This is a genomic window from Streptomyces sp. NPDC046876, from assembly GCF_040645035.1.
Classification (GTDB): Bacteria; Actinomycetota; Actinomycetes; order Streptomycetales; family Streptomycetaceae; genus Streptomyces.
Genome location: NZ_JBEYXK010000001.1, coordinates 60,348 through 77,468 on the forward strand (window position 1 = coordinate 60,348; position 17,121 = coordinate 77,468).

Sequence of the window (17,121 nt, forward strand, 5' to 3'; positions counted from 1 at the left end):
CGGAGGCGATCGCGTAGCGACGCGACCGAAGGGAGCGCCCTTGACAGGCCGGCCCGACGCGGAAGGACGATGAGACTGACGGGAAACCCCCAAGGCCTCCCTGATCCCGGTCGGGCGGAACCCCGCTACCCCCCGACCCCGCTTCACCCGGTGATGCGGGTGGCCACAAGTGCCGGAAAGCCTGCTCAGCGCCGTTCCACCCGCTCCCTTCCGCCGGTACTCCAGCCCCGGCGGAGGTCCCGCTCAGGCTGGGCGAGTGATCCGCACCGTGGTGCTCGACGTGGGGGAGACCTCACGCGCGACGACCGCTGACCCGGTCCGCTGCCGGGAGCGGATCCGCCTCTGACGTCCAACGCCGAACGCCGAACGCCGAACGCCGAACGCCGAACGCCGGCGGCTGGGGGTCCAGCCGCCGGCGTTCGGGGTGTTCGGGACGTCAGTCCTTGATCTCGCAGATCGTGGCGCCCGACGTGAGCGAGGCACCGACCTCGGCCGTCAGGCCGACGATCGTGCCCGAGCGGTGGGCGTTCAGCGGCTGCTCCATCTTCATGGCCTCCAGGACCACGACGAGGTCGCCCTCGTTGACCTGCTGGCCCTCCTCGACCGCGACCTTCACGATCGTGCCCTGCATCGGCGAGGCCAGCGTGTCGCCCGAGGCGGCCGGGCCGGACTTCTTCGCCGCGCGGCGCTTCGGCTTCGCGCCGCCCGCGGCGGCCGTCCGGGCCAGGGTCATGCCCAGGGAGGACGGGAGGGAGACCTCCAGGCGCTTGCCGCCGACCTCGACGACGACCGTCTCGCGGCCCGGCTCCTCCTCGGCCTCGTCCGCGGCGGGGGCGGCGAAGGCCGGGATCTCGTTGACGAACTCCGTCTCGATCCAGCGGGTGTGGACCTTGAACGGGGTGCCGTCGGTCGGGGCGAACGCCGGGTCCCTCACCACAGCACGGTGGAAGGGGATGGCCGTGGCCATGCCCTCGACCTCGAACTCCTCCAGCGCACGGGCGGCGCGCTGCAGGGCCTGCTCACGGGTGGCACCGGTGACGATCAGCTTGGCCAGCAGGGAGTCCCACGCCGGGCCGATGACCGAGCCGGACTCCACGCCCGCGTCCAGGCGGACACCGGGGCCGGACGGCGCGTTGAACTTGGTGACGGTGCCGGGCGCGGGCAGGAAGTTGCGGCCCGGGTCCTCGCCGTTGATGCGGAACTCGAAGGAGTGGCCGCGCAGCACCGGGTCGCCGTAGCCGAGCTCCTCGCCGTCGGCGATGCGGAACATCTCGCGGACCAGGTCGATGCCGGCGACCTCCTCGGTCACCGGGTGCTCGACCTGGAGGCGGGTGTTGACCTCGAGGAAGGAGATCGTCCCGTCGACGCCGACCAGGAACTCGACCGTGCCGGCGCCGACGTAGCCGGCCTCCTTCAGGATCGCCTTCGAGGCGGCGTACAGCTCGGCGTTCTGCTCCGCGGAGAGGAACGGCGCCGGGGCCTCCTCGACCAGCTTCTGGTGGCGGCGCTGCAGCGAGCAGTCACGGGTGGAGACGACGACCACGTTGCCGTGGGAGTCGGCCAGGCACTGGGTCTCGACGTGCCGCGGCTTGTCGAGGTAGCGCTCGACGAAGCACTCGCCGCGCCCGAAGGCGGCGACCGCCTCGCGCACCGCGGAGTCGTAGAGCTCCGGCACCTCCTCCAGGGTGCGGGCGACCTTCAGGCCGCGGCCGCCGCCGCCGAAGGCGGCCTTGATCGCGATCGGCAGGCCGTGCTCCTTGGCGAAGGCGACGACCTCCTCGGCGCCCGAGACCGGGTCCGGGGTGCCGGCGACCAGCGGGGCGCCGGCGCGCTGCGCGATGTGGCGGGCGGCGACCTTGTCGCCGAGGTCGCGGATGGCCTGCGGCGGCGGGCCGATCCAGGTCAGGCCCGCGTCGATGACGGCCTGCGCGAATTCGGCGTTCTCGGAGAGGAAGCCGTATCCGGGGTGGATGGCGTCCGCGCCGGAATCGGCGGCGGCCTGCAGGACCTTGGAGATGTCCAGGTAGCTGGCGGCCGGGGTGTCACCGCCCAACGCGAAAGCTTCGTCGGCCGCGCGGACGTGCAGGGCGTCCCGGTCCGGATCGGCGTAGACGGCTACGCTCCCGATTCCGGCATCCCGGCAGGCCCGAGCAACGCGGACAGCGATTTCGCCACGGTTGGCGATGAGCACCTTGCGCACGATGGCTCCCTCCTTGAAACAAGCTGAGTTTAGGGACTGCCCACACGGCCTTTCGACCCTTCCCTAGAGGTGACCTTGCCCACACGGAGTGTGATTCGAGTCCGCCTCGATCGAGGAAAGGCCAAGTGGCGCCCCAGGTCAGGGGGATCCCCGACTGCACAGTAACCCCGTCAGGTAGCCACGGTCTCTGTGCGGCAGGTCAGCGGCCCCCGGCGATTCTTTGTCGATTCCCTACGAACGGCCCACACATTCTTTGCGGGATCGCCGACCGGGGCACCCCCTATAACGAAGCGGTGCACACCCCTTGTCCGTACGTTTACCCGTTAGTAGCCTCCACGACGTCGAACACACGTGGGAGGGGTGGGGCCTCGTGGACGTCGTGCTGCGCAGGGCCGTGGCGGGCCTGGCCTCCGCCGTGGTCGCCGCCGAGGCGCTGCTGCTCGCCCTGGTGCACTTCGTGCTGGGGCGGACCACGCGCAACCAGTCGATGTCGGTCGCGGGCGCCGATCCGGCTGTCATGTCCCTGGCCACGTACGCCATGGGGGCGGCCATCGCCGCGTTCCTGCTCCTGTGCGCGGTCCTGCTCGCCGTGACCGCCGTACGGGACCGGCCGCCCGGCGGCTTCGCCCGCGTCGTGATCGTCACCGCCGCCGTCACCCACGGGGTGCTCGGCGCCCTCGCCGCCGCCCTGGTCGGCTGGGGCGCCTTCGCGGCGACCATGCTGATCCTGTGCCTGCTCGTGCTGACCCTGGCGCTGCACGCGGCCGAGGGGAATTGGCTCAAGCCCACAAGTCGGTGATCGACACGCCCAGTTCGGCCAGCAGCGAGCGCAGCAGCGGCATCGACAGCCCGATGACGTTGCCGTGGTCCCCGTCGATGCCCTCGATGAACGGGGCCGACAGCCCGTCCAGGGTGAACGCCCCGGCCACGTGCAGCGGCTCGCCGCTCGCCACGTACGCCGCCACCTCCGCGTCCGTCGGCTCGCCGAAGCGGACCGTGGTCGAGGCCGTGGCCGAAACCCGCCGCCCCGTCGCCGTGTCGACCACGCAGTGCCCGGTGCGCAGCACGCCGGCCCGCCCGCGCATCGCCTTCCAGCGGGCCGTGGCCTCCTCGGCGTCCGCCGGCTTGCCCAGCGCCTCGCCGTCGAGCTCCAGCACCGAGTCGCAGCCGATCACCAGGGCGCCCGCGGCCTCGTCCAGGGTCGCCACGACCGCCGCCTTGGCCTCGGCCAGCGCCAGGGCCAGCTCGGCCGGGGAGTCCGCCGTGACGGAGTCCTCGTCGAAGTTGCTGACGATCACGTGCGGGGCCAGCCCGGCCTGCCGCAGCAGGTTCAGCCGGGCGGGGGAGGCGGAGGCGAGGACGAGCGCGCGGGCGGGGGCCTGGGAGGCCTGGGCAGCAGTCATGCCCGCCATCGTAGGCGCGGATCAGAAGCCCACGCCCAGGACGTAGACGACCACCAGCATCGCGAGCACGACCACCACGGTCATCCGACGGACCATCGCCTGCGCGTCGCGCATGTCCTTCGGCGGCTCGTTCTCAGGGTCTGACCACAGCATGCCCCGATCCTGGCCCCGGGGACGGCTGCGGCGCCTGAGTACGGGTACTCAGGCGCCGCGGTGGTTTCACGCCGTTTCCGGAACCGTTGCCGGCACCGTTTCCGGCACCGGTCACGCCGCCGTGCTCAGCTCTGGCCGGGCCAGTACGTACGGGCCCACGCCCTCGGCCCCGGCTGCGGCACCGTCCGCCGCGCCACGCGGCCCGGGGCCGCCCACGCGTCGGCCGGCCGCGGAGCGCCCGACGGTGCCGAGGCCAGCACCGCCGCGCGCGCTTGGACCACCGCCAGTGCGGCGGCCAGCTCCTCGGGGGTCGGATTCCCCTTGACGACCTTGATCACCACAGGACTGACCTCCCGGACTAGAGGGGGATGTTGCCGTGCTTCTTCGGCGGGAGGGATTCCCGCTTGGTGCGCAGCTGACGCAGAGCCTTGACGATGTGCGCCCGGGTCTCCGACGGCATGCTCACCGCGTCGATGTAGCCGCGCTCGGCGGCGGTGTACGGGTTGAGCAGCGTGTCCTCGTACTCGGCGATGAGCCGGGCCCGCACGGCCTCGACGTCCTCGCCGGCGGCCTCCGCCTCCGCCAGGGTGCGGCGGTGCAGGATGTTGACCGCGCCCTGCGCGCCCATGACGGCGATCTGGGCGGTCGGCCAGGCCAGGTTGAGGTCGGCGCCGAGGTGCTTGGAGCCCATGACGTCGTAGGCGCCGCCGAAGGCCTTGCGGGTGATGACGGTGATCAGCGGCACGGTGGCCTCGGCGTAGGCGTAGATCAGCTTCGCGCCGCGCCGGATGATGCCGTTGTACTCCTGGTCGGTGCCCGGCAGGAAGCCCGGCACGTCCACGAAGGTCAGCACCGGGACGTTGAAGGCGTCGCAGGTCCGCACGAAGCGGGCGGCCTTCTCGGAGGCGTTGATGTCCAGGCAGCCGGCGAACTGCATCGGCTGGTTGGCCACGATGCCGACCGGGTGGCCCTCGACGCGGCCGAAGCCGGTGAGGATGTTCGGGGCGAACATCGACTGCGTCTCGAGGAACTCGCCGTCGTCGAGGACGTGCTCGATCACCGTGTGCATGTCGTACGGCTGGTTCGCGCTGTCCGGGATCAGCACGTCGAGCTCGCGGTCCGCGTCGGAGACCTCGGTGTCGGCCTCCTCCGGGAAGGCCGGCGGCTCCGAGAGGTTGTTCGACGGCAGGTAGGCCAGCAGGGACTTGACGTACTCGATGGCGTCCTTCTCGTCCCCGGCCATGTGGTGGGCCACGCCCGAGGTGGAGTTGTGCGTGCGGGCGCCGCCCAGCTCCTCGAAGCCGACGTCCTCGCCGGTGACCGTCTTGATGACGTCCGGGCCGGTGATGAACATGTGCGAGGTCTGGTCGACCATGACCGTGAAGTCGGTGATGGCCGGGGAATACACGGCGCCGCCCGCGCAGGGGCCCACGATCAGGCTGATCTGCGGGATCACGCCGGAGGCGTGCACGTTGCGGCGGAAGATCTCGCCGTACATGCCGAGCGCGCTGACGCCCTCCTGGATGCGGGCGCCGCCGGAGTCGTTGATGCCGACGAGCGGGCAGCCGGTCTTCAGCGCGAAGTCCATCACCTTCATGATCTTCTGGCCGTAGACCTCGCCGAGGGCGCCGCCGAAGACGGTGAAGTCCTGGGAGAAGACCGCCACCGGGCGGCCGTCGACCGTGCCGTAGCCGGTGACGACGCCGTCGCCGTAGGGGCGGGTCTTCTCCAGGCCGAAGTTGGTGGAGCGGTGCCGGGCGAACTCGTCCAGCTCCACGAAAGAGCCCTCGTCCAGCAGCAGGGCCACCCGCTCGCGCGCCGTCAGCTTGCCCTTGGCGTGCTGCTTCTCCACCGCCCGCGCGGACCCCGCGTGGGTGGCTTCGTCGATACGGCGCTGCAGATCTGCGATCTTCCCCGCGGTGGTGTGGATGTCGATCGGCTCTGACGGTTGTGACATCGGGGTCGCGGCTCCCTGTGTGGTGTCAACTGCCTGGTCAATTGATTGACTACTGCTGGCTACTCGTGCGTAGCGTATCGGCGGGCATGGCGCTCGGCAGTGCGGCGTTTGACACACCTAATCTGGGTTGCATGACGCCATCCGATGCTTCAGGAGAGGCTTCCTCCGGAGCCTCCGCGAACCGCTGGTCCGACCTCGACCGGCCGCCGCTCAACGCCGGTGCGCTGCGCCAGGCGCTCGTCACCGACGGAGGTCTGTGGACCTCCCTGGAAGTCGTCCCCGCCACCGGGTCCACCAACACCGATCTCGCCGCCCGGGCCGCGGAGCTGCCTGAGGGGGCCGTGCTCGTCGCCGAGGAGCAGACCGCCGGGCGCGGGCGCCTGGAGCGCAGCTGGGTCGCGCCCGCCCGGTCCGGGCTGTTCTTCTCCGTGCTGTTCAAGCCCGGCGGGGCCGTGCCGCAGGAGCAGTGGGGCTGGCTGACCCTGCTGGCCGGGGTGGCCACGGCGGCCGGGGTCTCGCGCGCGGCGGGCGTGGACACCGCCCTCAAGTGGCCCAACGACCTGCTGGTCACCGTGGAAGGCCAGGAGCGCAAGGCCGGCGGCATCCTCGCCGAGCGCGTCGCCGACGGCATCGTCATCGGGATCGGGCTCAACGTCAGCCTGACGGAGCAGGAGCTGCCCGTCCCCGAAGCCGGCTCCCTGCTCCTGGCGAAGGCCGCGGTGACGGACCGCGAGCCCCTGCTGAAGGCCGTACTGCGCTCCCTGGAGCAGTGGTACGGCACCTGGCGGGCGGCCGGCGGCGACCCCGCCGCCAGCGGCCTGCAGGAGGCGTACGCGGCGGAGTGCGCCACCCTCGGCCGGCACGTACGGGCCGAGCTGCCCGGCGGCCGCACCCTCACCGGGACGGCCGAAGCCGTGGACGCGGACGGGCGGCTCGTCGTACGGACCGCCGAGGACGCCCACGAGGCCGTCGGAGCCGGGGACGTGGTGCACCTGCGCTCGGTCCGCTAGCGGCGGCGCCCCGGGCGCCGGGACCGGCCCGGGGCTCCCGCGGAGGGCAGAGGTCGCAGGACTGGGGAGTGAGCTACGGCACACCTGCCGTATGGTTTAGGCGATCCCGGTCCTCACGGCGATCACCGGTTCGCCAGGGCAGTGCGCACGGAATGGACAGGAGGCGGCCCTTGACCGTCGACGACTCAAAGTCCAGCGCGTCCGCCCACGGGCACAGCGGCCCGGGCACGCCGATCGGGCGCGACCAGCACACTCCCCACCACGAGGTGGACCACACGGCCCAGCCGACGGCGGACCCGCTCGCCATCCGGCTGGAGCAGCTGATCCTCGGTGCGGAGCGCCGGTACACCCCGTTCCAGGCGGCCCGCAGCGCGGGCGTGTCCATGGAGCTGGCCTCCCGCTTCTGGCGGGCCATGGGCTTCGCCGACATCGGCCAGGCCCGGGCCCTGACGGAGGCGGACGTCCTGGCGCTGCGCCGGCTCGCCGGCCTGGTGGAGGCGGGGCTGCTGAGCGAGCCCATGGCGGTGCAGGTGGCCCGCTCCACCGGGCAGACCACCGCCCGACTGGCCGAATGGCAGATCGATTCCTTCCTGGAGGGGCTGACCGAGCCGCCGGAGCCGGGCATGACCCGTACGGAGGTCACGTACCCGCTGGTCGAGCTGCTGCTGCCGGAGCTGGAGGAGTTCCTCGTCTACGTGTGGCGGCGGCAGCTCGCGGCCGCCACCGGGCGGGTGGTGCAGGCCGCGGACGACGAGGAGATGGTCGACCGGCGCCTGGCGGTGGGCTTCGCCGACCTGGTGGGCTTCACCCGGCTCACCCGCCGGCTGGAGGAGGAGCAGCTCGGAGAGCTGGTCGAGTCCTTCGAGACCACCTCCGCGGACCTGGTCGCCGCGCACGGCGGCCGACTGATCAAGACCCTCGGAGACGAGGTGCTGTACGTCGCGGACGACGCGGCGACGGCGGCCGAGATCGCGCTGCGGCTGATCGAGACGATGGAGGCCGACCCGCAGATGCCGGAGCTGCGCGTCGGCATCGCCTTCGGGACCGTGACGACCCGGATGGGCGATGTCTTCGGCACCACGGTCAACCTGGCCAGCCGCCTGACCTCCATAGCCCCCAAGGACGCGGTGCTGGTCGACGGCGCCATGGCCGAGGAACTCGGGCGCATGGGTGCGGCGCCGGTGTCGGAGAAGGAGGCCGCGGCCGAGGAGGGCGGCGGCTCGTACCGCTTCGCGCTCCAGCCGATGTGGCAGCGGCCGGTGCGCGGGCTGGGTGTCGTGGAGCCCTGGTCGCTGACGCGGCGGAAGCCTAAGATCCCCGGGTAACGTTCGTTAACCGGGAGGGTTCCTGTGTCGGTGGAGTCGGAGTTCGTCAGCGTACGTCGGCACGGTGAGGACGGGGTCGTCGAGCTGGCCCTGGACCGGCCCAAGGCGATGAACGCGGTGTCCACGGACATGGCGCGGGCCATCGGCGCGGCCTGCGCCGAGCTGGCGGCGGACCACTCGGTCCGGGTGGTCGTGCTCACCTCGACCGCGGAGCGGGCCTTCTGCGTCGGCGCCGACCTCAAGGAGCGCAACTCCTTCTCCGACGCCGAGCTGCTGCGCCAGCGGCCCACCACGCGCGGTGCGTACGGGGGCGTGCTGGAGCTGCCGATGCCGACGATCGCGGCGGTGCACGGCTTCGCCCTCGGCGGCGGCTTCGAGCTGGCCCTGGCCTGCGACGTCATCGTGGCGGACGAGACGGCTGTGGTCGGCCTGCCCGAGGTGTCCGTCGGCGTCATCCCGGGCGGCGGCGGCACGCAGCTGCTGCCGCGGCGCGTGGGCGCGGCCCGCGCGGCCGAGCTGATCTTCACGGCGCGCCGGGTGGAGGCGGCCGAGGCGCTGTCCCTGGGCCTGGTGGACTCCGTGGTCCCGGCCGGCACGGACCGGGACGAGGCGCTGGCGCTGGCCGCCCGGATGGCGGCGAACTCCCCCGTGGGACTGCGGGCGGCCAAGCGGGCGCTTCGGCTGGGGCACGGCATGGACCTCGCGGCGGGCCTGGAGATCGAGGACGCCGCGTGGCGGACGGTGGCCTTCTCCGGCGACCGCGCGGAGGGTGTAGCGGCGTTCAACGAAAAGCGCCGGCCGAACTGGCCGGGGGTCTGACCCCGGCCGGCCGCCGGCCGCCTGCTGCTGCCGCTGCGCGGAGCGAATCCCCTCCCCGCCCCTTCTCCCCCAGCTACCGCTGGGAGGTGCCCCCAGAAACCGTGGCCTGCGGCCCCGGCCCCGCCTGGGGCTCCGCCCCAGACCCCGCGCCTCAAACGCCGGCGGGGCTGGAATTGCCGCGCAGCGGCAAAATCCAGCCCGCGCGGCGTTTGAGCGCACCGGGCGCGGAGCGCACGGAACCGGGTCCGGGCGGAGCCCGCCACGCGGCGGAGCCGCAAATCCGGCACAGCGGGAAGGGGCGGGGAGGGGAACGGCTCCGCGCAGCGGCAGCGGACCCGCGGCAGCCGCAGCCGCGGCGGCGGGCCGCCCGGTATCGCGCCTGCTGTCTCCGAATCGGGCGAAACTCCCTAACCTGGGGTGATGGGAGTCGACGGACGGCTGCGAGCCGTCGTGGGCCTGGCCCAGGCCATGGCCGCCGCGGTCGCGCCGCAGGACAGCGTGCGCGCGGCCGCGCGCGGAGCCCGGCTGGCCATGGACGGCTCGTTCGCCGCCATCTCCGCCTGGGAGCGCGAGCGGGGCCGGCTGAGGGTGCTCGTCAACGAGGGAGAGCGCCGGGCCGACGAGGCCGAGTTCCCCGAGGACGAGTCCTACCCCGTGCACGACTTCCCCGAGATCACCGAGTTCCTGCACGAGCGGTGGGTCGGCGGCGCCGGCCCGCACGCCTGGGTCGAGAGCGCCGGCGGCGGCCGGCCCGGGCGGCGCGGCGAGCAGCTGCGCCGCCGCGGCCGCGGCACCTGCGTCGTCGCGCCGATCGTGCTCAGCGGGCGGGCGTGGGGCGAGCTGTACGTGGCCCGCGACGACGGCCTGCCCGACTTCGACGACGACGACGCCGAGTTCGCGGCCGTCCTGGCCGCCGTCATCGCGGCCGGGCTCGCCCAGAACGACCGGCTGGAGGAGGCCCGGCGGCTCGCCTTCACCGACCCGCTGACCGGGCTGGCCAACCGGCGCGCCGTCGACATGCGACTCGACGAGGCCCTGGAGGAGCATCGCCGGGCCGAGGCCGTCGTCAGCCTGGTCGTGTGCGACCTCAACGGCCTCAAGCGGGTCAACGACACCCTCGGCCACGCCACCGGCGACCGGCTGCTGGAGCGCTTCGGGTCCGTGCTCAGCCTGTGCGGGGCCATGCTGCCCGGCGCGCTCGCCGCCCGGCTCGGCGGCGACGAGTTCTGCCTGGTCAGCGTGGGGCCCGCCGCCGACGAGGTGGTACGGGTGACCGAGGAGCTGTGCCGGCGGGCCGCCGGGCTGGAGCTGGGCGAGGGGGTGGCCTGCGGGGTCGCCTCGACCGGGGACCCGATCGGCCCCGTGAAGTCCTCCCGGCGGCTGTTCCGGCTGGCCGACGCCGCCCAGTACAAGGCCAAGGCGGCGCGCTCGGCGGGGCCCGTCGTCGCCGGCCGGGACACCGCGGTGGTGCGCCTCGCCGACGCCGCGCAGCAGGAGGCGCCGGGCGAGCGGCGCCGCTTCCGGGGCCGGGCATAGGCGCCGCCGGGGCCGTGCAGGGCCGTGCAGGCCGCACGGGGGCGGTCCGGGGGCGGTGCGTGCGCTGCGTAACAGGTGCTCGTGAAAGTCGCTAGTGACATGAAGCGATTCAGTCCGTAGGGTGCTGAATATGGATATGCACACTGTCGTGGTGGGGACGTCCGGGACCACCGCCGAGGACGTCATCGCCGTCGCCCGCGGCAACGCGCGGGTCCAGCTGTCCCCCGAGGCCCTCGACGCCCTCGCCCGCTCCCGCGCGATCGTCGACTCCCTCGCCGCCAAGCCCGAGCCCGTCTACGGGGTGTCCACGGGGTTCGGCGCCCTGGCCTCCCGGCACATCAGCCCCGAGCTGCGCGCCCAGCTCCAGCGCAACATCGTCCGCTCGCACGCCGCCGGCATGGGCCCGCGCGTCGAGCGCGAGGTCGTGCGCGCCCTGATGTTCCTGCGCCTGAAGACCGTCGCCTCCGGTCACACCGGCGTCCGCCCGTCCGTCGCGCAGACCATGGCCGACGTGCTCAACGCGGGCATCACGCCCGTCGTCCACGAGTACGGCTCCCTCGGCTGCTCCGGGGACCTCGCCCCGCTCTCGCACTGTGCGCTCACCCTGATGGGCGAAGGCGATGCCGAGGGCCCCGACGGGGTCGTCCGGCCCGCCGGCGAGCTGCTCGCCGAGGCCGGCATCGAGCCCGTCGAGCTGCGCGAGAAGGAGGGCCTCGCCCTCCTCAACGGCACCGACGGCATGCTCGGCATGCTGGTCATGGCCCTTGCCGACCTCGGCAGGCTGTACACCTCCGCCGACATCACCGCGGCCCTGACGCTCGAGGCCCTGCTCGGCACCGAGAAGGTCCTCGCGCCCGAGCTGCACGCCATCCGCCCCCACCCCGGCCAGGGCGCCTCCGCCGCCAACATGGCCGCCGTCCTGAAGGGATCCGGGCTCACCGGACACTTCCAGGAGGAGTCCGCCCCGCGCGTGCAGGACGCCTACTCGGTGCGCTGCGCCCCGCAGGTCGCCGGCGCCGGGCGCGACACCCTTGCGCACGCCGCCCTCGTCGCCTCCCGCGAGCTGGCCTCCGCCGTCGACAACCCGGTCGTCCTGCCCGACGGCCGCGTGGAGTCCAACGGCAACTTCCACGGCGCCCCCGTCGCCTACGTGCTGGACTTCCTCGCCATCGCGGCCGCCGACCTCGGCTCCATCGCCGAGCGGCGCACCGACCGGCTGCTCGACAAGAACCGCAGCCACGGCCTGCCGCCGTTCCTCGCCGAGGACGCCGGCGTCGACTCCGGCCTGATGATCGCCCAGTACACGCAGGCCGCGCTGGTCAGCGAGATGAAGCGGCTCGCCGTGCCGGCCTCCGCGGACTCCATCCCCTCCTCCGCCATGCAGGAGGACCACGTCTCGATGGGCTGGTCCGCGGCGCGCAAGCTCCGCACCGCCATCGACAACCTGACCCGGATCATCGCGATCGAGCTGTACGCGGCCACCCGGGCCATCGAGCTGCGGCACGGGCTGACCGCCGCCCCGGCCAGCCTTGCCGCGATCGCGGGTACCCGGGAGGCCGGCGTGGCGGGTCCGGGGCCGGACCGCTTCCTCGCGCCCGACCTGGCCGCCGCCGATGCCTTCGTCCGCTCGGGCGGCCTCGTCACCGCGGTCGAGTCCGTGACGGGCCCGCTGGCCTGACGACCCCCCGCCTCGCTCCGCCTGGGGCCGCCTCCGGGAACCTCCCCGGAGGCGGCCCTCCGCCGTATGCGGGCCGCGCGGCCTGTCCGTCGGCCTCGCCAGCCCTCCCGCCGCAGCTCCCGCTTTCGAAGCGGGGGGTGGGCATTTGCAGCCTCGCCGGCGTTTGAGGCGCGGGGTTTGGGGCGGCGCCCCAGGGAACCCGGCTCCGCCGGGCACCGGGCTCTGCCCGGACCCTCCCCCAGACTCCGTCCGGGAGACCCCCACTCAAACGCCGGCGAGGCTGGATGTGCCGGACTCCCGCTACAGACGTCGGCGGGTCATGGATTGGCCGAGCCCCGGCTCAGGTGGCGGCGGAGCCGGCCGGGCTTCTGGGGCTCCGCCCCAGGCCCCGCGCCTCAAGCGCCGGCGGGGCTGAGATTGCCGGGCTCCGGCTTCGAACGCGTTGGCGGCTGGATGTGCCGGACCCCCGGCGCAGGTGGGGGGGGATGGATTGGCCGAGCCCCCGGGCCGGAGGCGGCGGAGCCGGCTGGGCTTCTGGGGCGCCGCCGCAGGCCCCGCGCCTCAAGCGCCGGCGGGGCTCGTTTTGCCGGCCTCCGGGCACGGGCGTCGGCGGAGTCGGCTGCGTTGAGATTGCCGGACTCCCGCTTCGAACGCGTCGGCGGCTGGATGCGCCGCCCCCCCGCTTCGGAGGGCGGCGGGGGCCGGGTCAGGCGTCGTGGGAGTGGCGGACCGAGAAGGTTACCGAGGCCGCGCCCACGATCAGGCAGGCGGTGCCGGCCAGCAGGTACGGCGTGGTGTCGATGCCGCCGGTGTCCGCGAGGCCGAGCACCGGCTCGTCGGAGGTCCCCGTCTCCTGCCCGCCCGCGTCGGCGGCGCCCGAGCCGGCGGTGTTCGCCGCGGCGGGCGCGCCGCGCCCGGCGGAGTCCTCGGGCGCGGTGGCGTTGGCCGAGGGCACGAACCACAGGGCGGCGAGCAGGGTGGTCGCCCCGAGAGCGGTGAGCAGCGGTCGGCGTGCGGTCACGGTGCGATCCCCCTTGCGGAAGCAGCGAATTGGCCGTGTGCGGTGATGCTACGGAAAGGGGCGGGTCGTGGGAAAGTCGGGGCCGGTTCGGGCTTACTCTCCGTCGTATGAACCCTTCTGACACATCACGATATGTACGGCTCCGCGTGGATTTGGTGCTGGAGGTGCCGGACGCCGAGGCCCTGACGGGCGCCGCCCTCGAGCACATCGACGCCGACGAGTTCATGCCGGACGAGGAGCGCAGCCACGCCGAGGCCGCCGTCCGGGAGGACGAATCGGAAGCCCTCGCGTACCTCGTGGACCCCACGGACCTGGTGGCGGAGATCCCCGGAGTGGAGCTCGTACAGGCCTCCTGGAGCAGCGAGCCCGTGGAATACGACCCCGAGTCGCTCGAATGGGACCTCGAAGAGGAAGATGGAGGCTTCGACAGGGAGACCGACAACGCCTGACCGTGGGGTTGCCCACATTCAAACGGAATGTGGAACCGACCGGGCCGTCAATGCGTTGACTGGGGCGAGGCAGGGGGCGTTTTCCCCCTGCCCGGGGACGTGCCCCGGGGGGTTCAGGCAACGATGGAGTGGCGTGTGAGGACGGACAGCAGGCGGCGGCGCAGGTCGATGGCGGCCATATCAGCCGTGCTCGGTGGCGTACTGATGCTCACGGCGTGTAACGGCGGCGGCGACGACAAGGCGAAGGGCGGGGACTCCGGAAAGTCCCAGTCGGACGTCGATGCGGCCGCCGCCAAGGACGCTTCGAAGGCCAAGATAACGATCACGCCGAAGGACGGCGCGACCAACGTCGGCCTGGACTCCACCGCCGTCAGCGTCGCCGAGGGCACCCTCACCGGCGTGGAGCTGAAGACCTCCGAGGGCGCGGCGGTCGCCGGCAAGATAGCCGGCGACGGCAAGAGCTGGAAGCCGGACGCCCCGCTGAAGCGCTCCACGAAGTACGCGCTGGCGGCCACCGCGAAGGACGCGAGCGGCAAGGAGGCCCACGAGAACGCCTCCTTCACCACCGTCTCCCCGGAGAACAGCTTCATCGGCTCGTTCGTTCCGGAGGACGGCCAGACCGTCGGCGTCGGTATGCCGGTCTCGATCACCTTCAACAAGCCGATCAAGGACAAGAAGGCGGTCCAGGCCGCGATCAGCGTCACCTCCAGCTCGAACCAGGAGATCGTCGGCCACTGGTTCGGCGAGCAGCGGCTCGACTTCCGGCCCGAGCAGTACTGGCAGGCCAACTCCACCGTCACCCTGAAGATGACGCTGGACGGCGTGCAGGGCGCCCCGGGCGTCCAGGGCGTGCAGAACCGCACCGCCACCTTCAAGATCGGCCGCAGCCAGGTCTCCACCGTCGACGCCAAGACGAAGAAGATGACCGTCACGCGCGACGGCCAGGTCCTCAAGACCATCCCGATCTCGGCCGGCTCCCCGGCGAACCCGACGTACAACGGGCAGATGGTGATCTCCGAGAAGTTCAAGGAGACCCGGATGGACGGCTCCACCGTCGGCTTCACCGGCAGTGACGGCAAGGGCGAGTACGACATCAAGGACGTCCCGCACGCGATGCGGCTGTCCACCTCCGGCACCTTCATCCACGGCAACTACTGGGGATCGGACTCGATCTTCGGCAGCGTGAACACCAGCCACGGCTGCGTCGGCCTCAACGACGTCAAGGGCGCGGGCGACCCGGACCAGCCGGCGGCCTGGTTCTTCGACAACACGCTCATCGGCGACGTCGTCACGGTGGTCAACTCCCCGGACAAGACCATCAAGCCGGACAACGGCCTCAACGGCTGGAACATGAGCTGGGCGGAGTGGAAGGCCGGCTCGGCCGCCTGACCCCCGGTGCGAACCGAACCCCGATCGGACGGCGGGGAGCCCGAAGCGGCTCCCCGCCGTCCGGCGTTTCCGGGGGCGCAGGGGGGCCGGAAAGTGCGGGGCGCGCCCGGCGCGCCGCGGCCAGGGTCCCGATCATGACCCTTCCGAGCAGCGCCCCCGCGGCGATACGCGCCCTCACCCCGCCCCCGTCCGACGCCGAGGCGGACGCCTGGCGGGATGTTCTGGCCGCCGTGCAGGCCGCCGACCTGCCGCAGCTGCCGCCGCCGTCCCGGGTGGAGGTGTCCGGCCGGATCCAGGCGGCGCCGACCCGCGGCCGCGCCGCGCTCTGGGCCGCCGAGGCCGGTGCCGCGGGTGCCGCCGGCGACGGTGCCGCCCGTGACCGTGCGGCCGGGATGCTCGGGGTCGCCGGGCTGCTCCTGTTCAGCGACGAGGGCAACCGGCACACCGCCTTCCTCGACGTCCTGGCCGTACGCCCCGGGGCGCGCCGGCAGGGCCACGGCACGGCCCTGTGGCAGCGGGTCCGCGAGGCGCTGCTCGCCGACGGCCGGAGCTCGGTCTCCGCCGTGGTCGATCTCGGCGGCCCCGGCCAGGCCTTCGCCGAGTCCCTCGGCTTCACCGAGGCGCTGCGGATGGCGTGGTACGTCCAGGACGTGACCGCCCCCGGGCCGGAGCAGGTACCGCTGCCCCCCGGCTACACGCTGCCGTGCTGGCCCGGACTGGTCCCCGACGCCTGGGCCGAGGCCGCCGCCACCGCGCACGGCGCCATGGAGGACGCCCCGAGCGGAGAGACCGACGAGCTGATCGAGACCTGGACGGCGGGGCGCCTGCACGCCGCCCAGCAGCTGATCCTGGACCGCGGCGGCGCGATCACCACCGTCGCCGCCGCCACCCCGCAGGGCGAGGTCGCCGCGTACACCGAGCTCGTCCTGCCGGACCCCGACGGCCCGCGCGCCATCCAGTACGACACGGTCGTCGTCCCCGGCCACCGCGGCCGCGGCCTCGGCCGCGCGGTCAAGCTCCGCATGCTCGCCGAGGCGGCGGCCCGCCACCCCGCCCTGCGCACCATCGCCACGACCGTCGCCGACGACAACGCCCCGATGCGCGCGGTCAACGAGACGCTCGGCTACCGCCGCGAGCGCGCCGCGGCGGTCTTCCAGCTGAAGCTGTAGCCGCCGGATCCGCTGAACCCGCGCCCGGTGCTGAGGCGGCCTCAGGGCCTCGTGGCCACCAGGGAGTAGAGGAACGGCAGGTGCGTCTGCCCGAACGGGAAGCGGTGCCTGCCGTCCTCGCCCCGGGGCAGCAGCCCCCGGCCGTCGGTGTCGGCTTCGGTGTGCTCGCCGAGGTGCGCGAGGACCAGTCCGGCCCCGGCGGCCGCTGTCACGATCTCCCCGAGGGAGTGCGGGTACTGCACCGCCTCGCGCGCCTCGACGCGCAGCTCGGGATCGGCGTACGTTCCGGTCACCGGTTCCCGCAGGGCCGCCCCGCCGCCGTACGGCCAGTCCGCGACGAGCGGCTCGTAGGAGGCGAAGACCTGGAACAGCGGGTGCAGGTCGACCAGGAGCAGCCGGCCGCCGGGCCGCAGTGCCATGGCCGCACCCCGCATCCAGGCGTCCGGGTCCCCGATCCAGCACAGCACCCCGTACGTGGCCACCGCCAGGTCGAACCGGCCGGCGAGGGAGGCCGGCAGGGCCTGGGTGTCCGCCTCGACGAACTCCGCGGCCAGGCCGGCGCGGGCCGCGAGCTCCCGGGCCCGGTGCACGGCCACGGGGGAGAAGTCCACCCCCGTCACCCGTGCTCCGAGCCGGGCCCAGCTCAGGGTGTCCATGCCGAAGTGGCACTGCAGGTGCAGCAGGTCCAGCCCCCGCACCTCGCCGGCCAGCTCCCGCTCGAGCCCGAGCAGGGTCTGCCGCCCGGCGAGGAACCCCTCGACGTCGTAGAACCGGTCCCCGGGGGTGGTCCCGTGCACCCGGGCCCGCTCGTCCCACACCGCCCGGTTGAGCGCTCCCGCACTGCCGCCTTGCCCCTTGCTGTCCATTCGGCCCAGTGTGCCGACCGCCCCGCCGACGGTCGACCGGGTTTCGGCCCACCCCGCAAGGGCGGCGTCAAGGATCCCGCCGACCGTGAAGATCGCGATCAATTGCCTGAGTATTAGGCCACTCGGGTGATGAGCGCCTTGCTAAA

Annotated in this window: 16 protein-coding genes; 9 read left to right on the plus strand and 7 right to left on the minus strand. The window is 73.2% G+C overall.

Annotated elements, in window-relative coordinates; all coding sequences use genetic code 11:
- Positions 1 to 436: 436 nt before the first annotated feature.
- Entirely contained in the window at positions 437 to 2,200 is a 1,764-nt protein-coding gene (locus ABZ924_RS00290; protein ID WP_361901675.1) for a biotin carboxylase N-terminal domain-containing protein, read from the minus strand.
- Between the two features lie 370 nt (positions 2,201 to 2,570).
- Between ABZ924_RS00290 and ABZ924_RS00295 the strand changes: the two genes are divergently transcribed.
- Entirely contained in the window at positions 2,571 to 2,999 is a 429-nt protein-coding gene (locus ABZ924_RS00295) for a hypothetical protein (protein ID WP_361901677.1), read from the plus strand.
- Here the strand turns inward: ABZ924_RS00295 and ABZ924_RS00300 are convergent.
- The 4 genes from ABZ924_RS00300 to ABZ924_RS00315 all read right to left on the minus strand — a co-directional run bounded on the left by ABZ924_RS00300 (position 2,980) and on the right by ABZ924_RS00315 (position 5,713).
- Complete coding sequence (locus ABZ924_RS00300) at positions 2,980 to 3,603, minus strand: nucleoside triphosphate pyrophosphatase (RefSeq protein ID WP_361901679.1); 624 nt, start codon at positions 3,601 to 3,603, stop codon at positions 2,980 to 2,982. The two genes, ABZ924_RS00295 and ABZ924_RS00300, sit on opposite strands and share 20 nt — an antisense overlap.
- A gap of 21 nt (positions 3,604 to 3,624) precedes the next feature.
- Positions 3,625 to 3,756 carry a hypothetical protein gene (locus tag ABZ924_RS00305; RefSeq protein WP_361901681.1) on the minus strand — a complete coding sequence of 44 codons (132 nt, stop codon included), beginning with the start codon at positions 3,754 to 3,756 and terminating at the stop codon, positions 3,625 to 3,627.
- A gap of 125 nt (positions 3,757 to 3,881) precedes the next feature.
- Positions 3,882 to 4,094 (minus strand): acyl-CoA carboxylase epsilon subunit, encoded by a 213-nt coding sequence (locus tag ABZ924_RS00310; RefSeq protein WP_361902335.1) that lies wholly within the window; start codon positions 4,092 to 4,094, stop codon positions 3,882 to 3,884.
- Positions 4,095 to 4,114: 20 nt separating this feature from the next.
- Positions 4,115 to 5,713, minus strand: a complete 1,599-nt coding sequence (locus tag ABZ924_RS00315) for an acyl-CoA carboxylase subunit beta (RefSeq protein ID WP_361901683.1) — start codon at positions 5,711 to 5,713, stop codon at positions 4,115 to 4,117.
- Between the two features lie 131 nt (positions 5,714 to 5,844).
- On the opposite strand from ABZ924_RS00315, the gene ABZ924_RS00320 reads away from it, so the two are divergent.
- From ABZ924_RS00320 to hutH, 5 genes are all read left to right on the plus strand, one after another.
- A complete protein-coding gene (locus ABZ924_RS00320; protein WP_361901685.1) occupies positions 5,845 to 6,723 on the plus strand; it encodes a biotin--[acetyl-CoA-carboxylase] ligase in 879 nt (292 codons plus the stop codon).
- 170 nt (positions 6,724 to 6,893) lie between these two features.
- A complete protein-coding gene (locus tag ABZ924_RS00325) occupies positions 6,894 to 8,048 on the plus strand; it encodes an adenylate/guanylate cyclase domain-containing protein (RefSeq protein WP_361901686.1) in 1,155 nt (384 codons plus the stop codon).
- A 24-nt stretch (positions 8,049 to 8,072) separates the two neighbouring features.
- Entirely contained in the window at positions 8,073 to 8,867 is a 795-nt protein-coding gene (locus tag ABZ924_RS00330; RefSeq protein ID WP_361901688.1) for an enoyl-CoA hydratase-related protein, read from the plus strand.
- Between the two features lie 420 nt (positions 8,868 to 9,287).
- The gene (locus tag ABZ924_RS00335; protein ID WP_361901690.1) at positions 9,288 to 10,403 is read left to right on the plus strand and encodes a GGDEF domain-containing protein; all 1,116 of its coding nucleotides are present in this window, start codon (positions 9,288 to 9,290) and stop codon (positions 10,401 to 10,403) included.
- Positions 10,404 to 10,539: 136 nt separating this feature from the next.
- The gene (gene hutH, locus ABZ924_RS00340) at positions 10,540 to 12,081 is read left to right on the plus strand and encodes a histidine ammonia-lyase (protein WP_361902338.1); all 1,542 of its coding nucleotides are present in this window, start codon (positions 10,540 to 10,542) and stop codon (positions 12,079 to 12,081) included.
- 706 nt (positions 12,082 to 12,787) lie between these two features.
- Here the strand turns inward: hutH and ABZ924_RS00345 are convergent.
- Positions 12,788 to 13,102, minus strand: coding sequence for a hypothetical protein (locus tag ABZ924_RS00345; protein WP_361901692.1), 315 nt, complete (start codon positions 13,100 to 13,102; stop codon positions 12,788 to 12,790).
- A 146-nt stretch (positions 13,103 to 13,248) separates the two neighbouring features.
- Here ABZ924_RS00345 and ABZ924_RS00350 point away from each other — a divergent pair, with 146 nt between their 5' ends.
- From ABZ924_RS00350 to ABZ924_RS00360, 3 genes are all read left to right on the plus strand, one after another.
- Positions 13,249 to 13,551, plus strand: a complete 303-nt coding sequence (locus tag ABZ924_RS00350; RefSeq protein WP_361901694.1) for a hypothetical protein — start codon at positions 13,249 to 13,251, stop codon at positions 13,549 to 13,551.
- Positions 13,552 to 13,674: 123 nt separating this feature from the next.
- The gene (locus ABZ924_RS00355; protein WP_361901696.1) at positions 13,675 to 14,940 is read left to right on the plus strand and encodes an Ig-like domain-containing protein; all 1,266 of its coding nucleotides are present in this window, start codon (positions 13,675 to 13,677) and stop codon (positions 14,938 to 14,940) included.
- Positions 14,941 to 15,074: 134 nt separating this feature from the next.
- Complete coding sequence (locus ABZ924_RS00360) at positions 15,075 to 16,109, plus strand: GNAT family N-acetyltransferase (RefSeq protein WP_361901697.1); 1,035 nt, start codon at positions 15,075 to 15,077, stop codon at positions 16,107 to 16,109.
- A 41-nt stretch (positions 16,110 to 16,150) separates the two neighbouring features.
- Here ABZ924_RS00360 and ABZ924_RS00365 read toward each other — a convergent pair whose 3' ends face one another.
- Positions 16,151 to 16,975, minus strand: coding sequence for a class I SAM-dependent methyltransferase (locus ABZ924_RS00365; protein ID WP_361901698.1), 825 nt, complete (start codon positions 16,973 to 16,975; stop codon positions 16,151 to 16,153).
- Positions 16,976 to 17,121 lie beyond the last annotated feature (146 nt).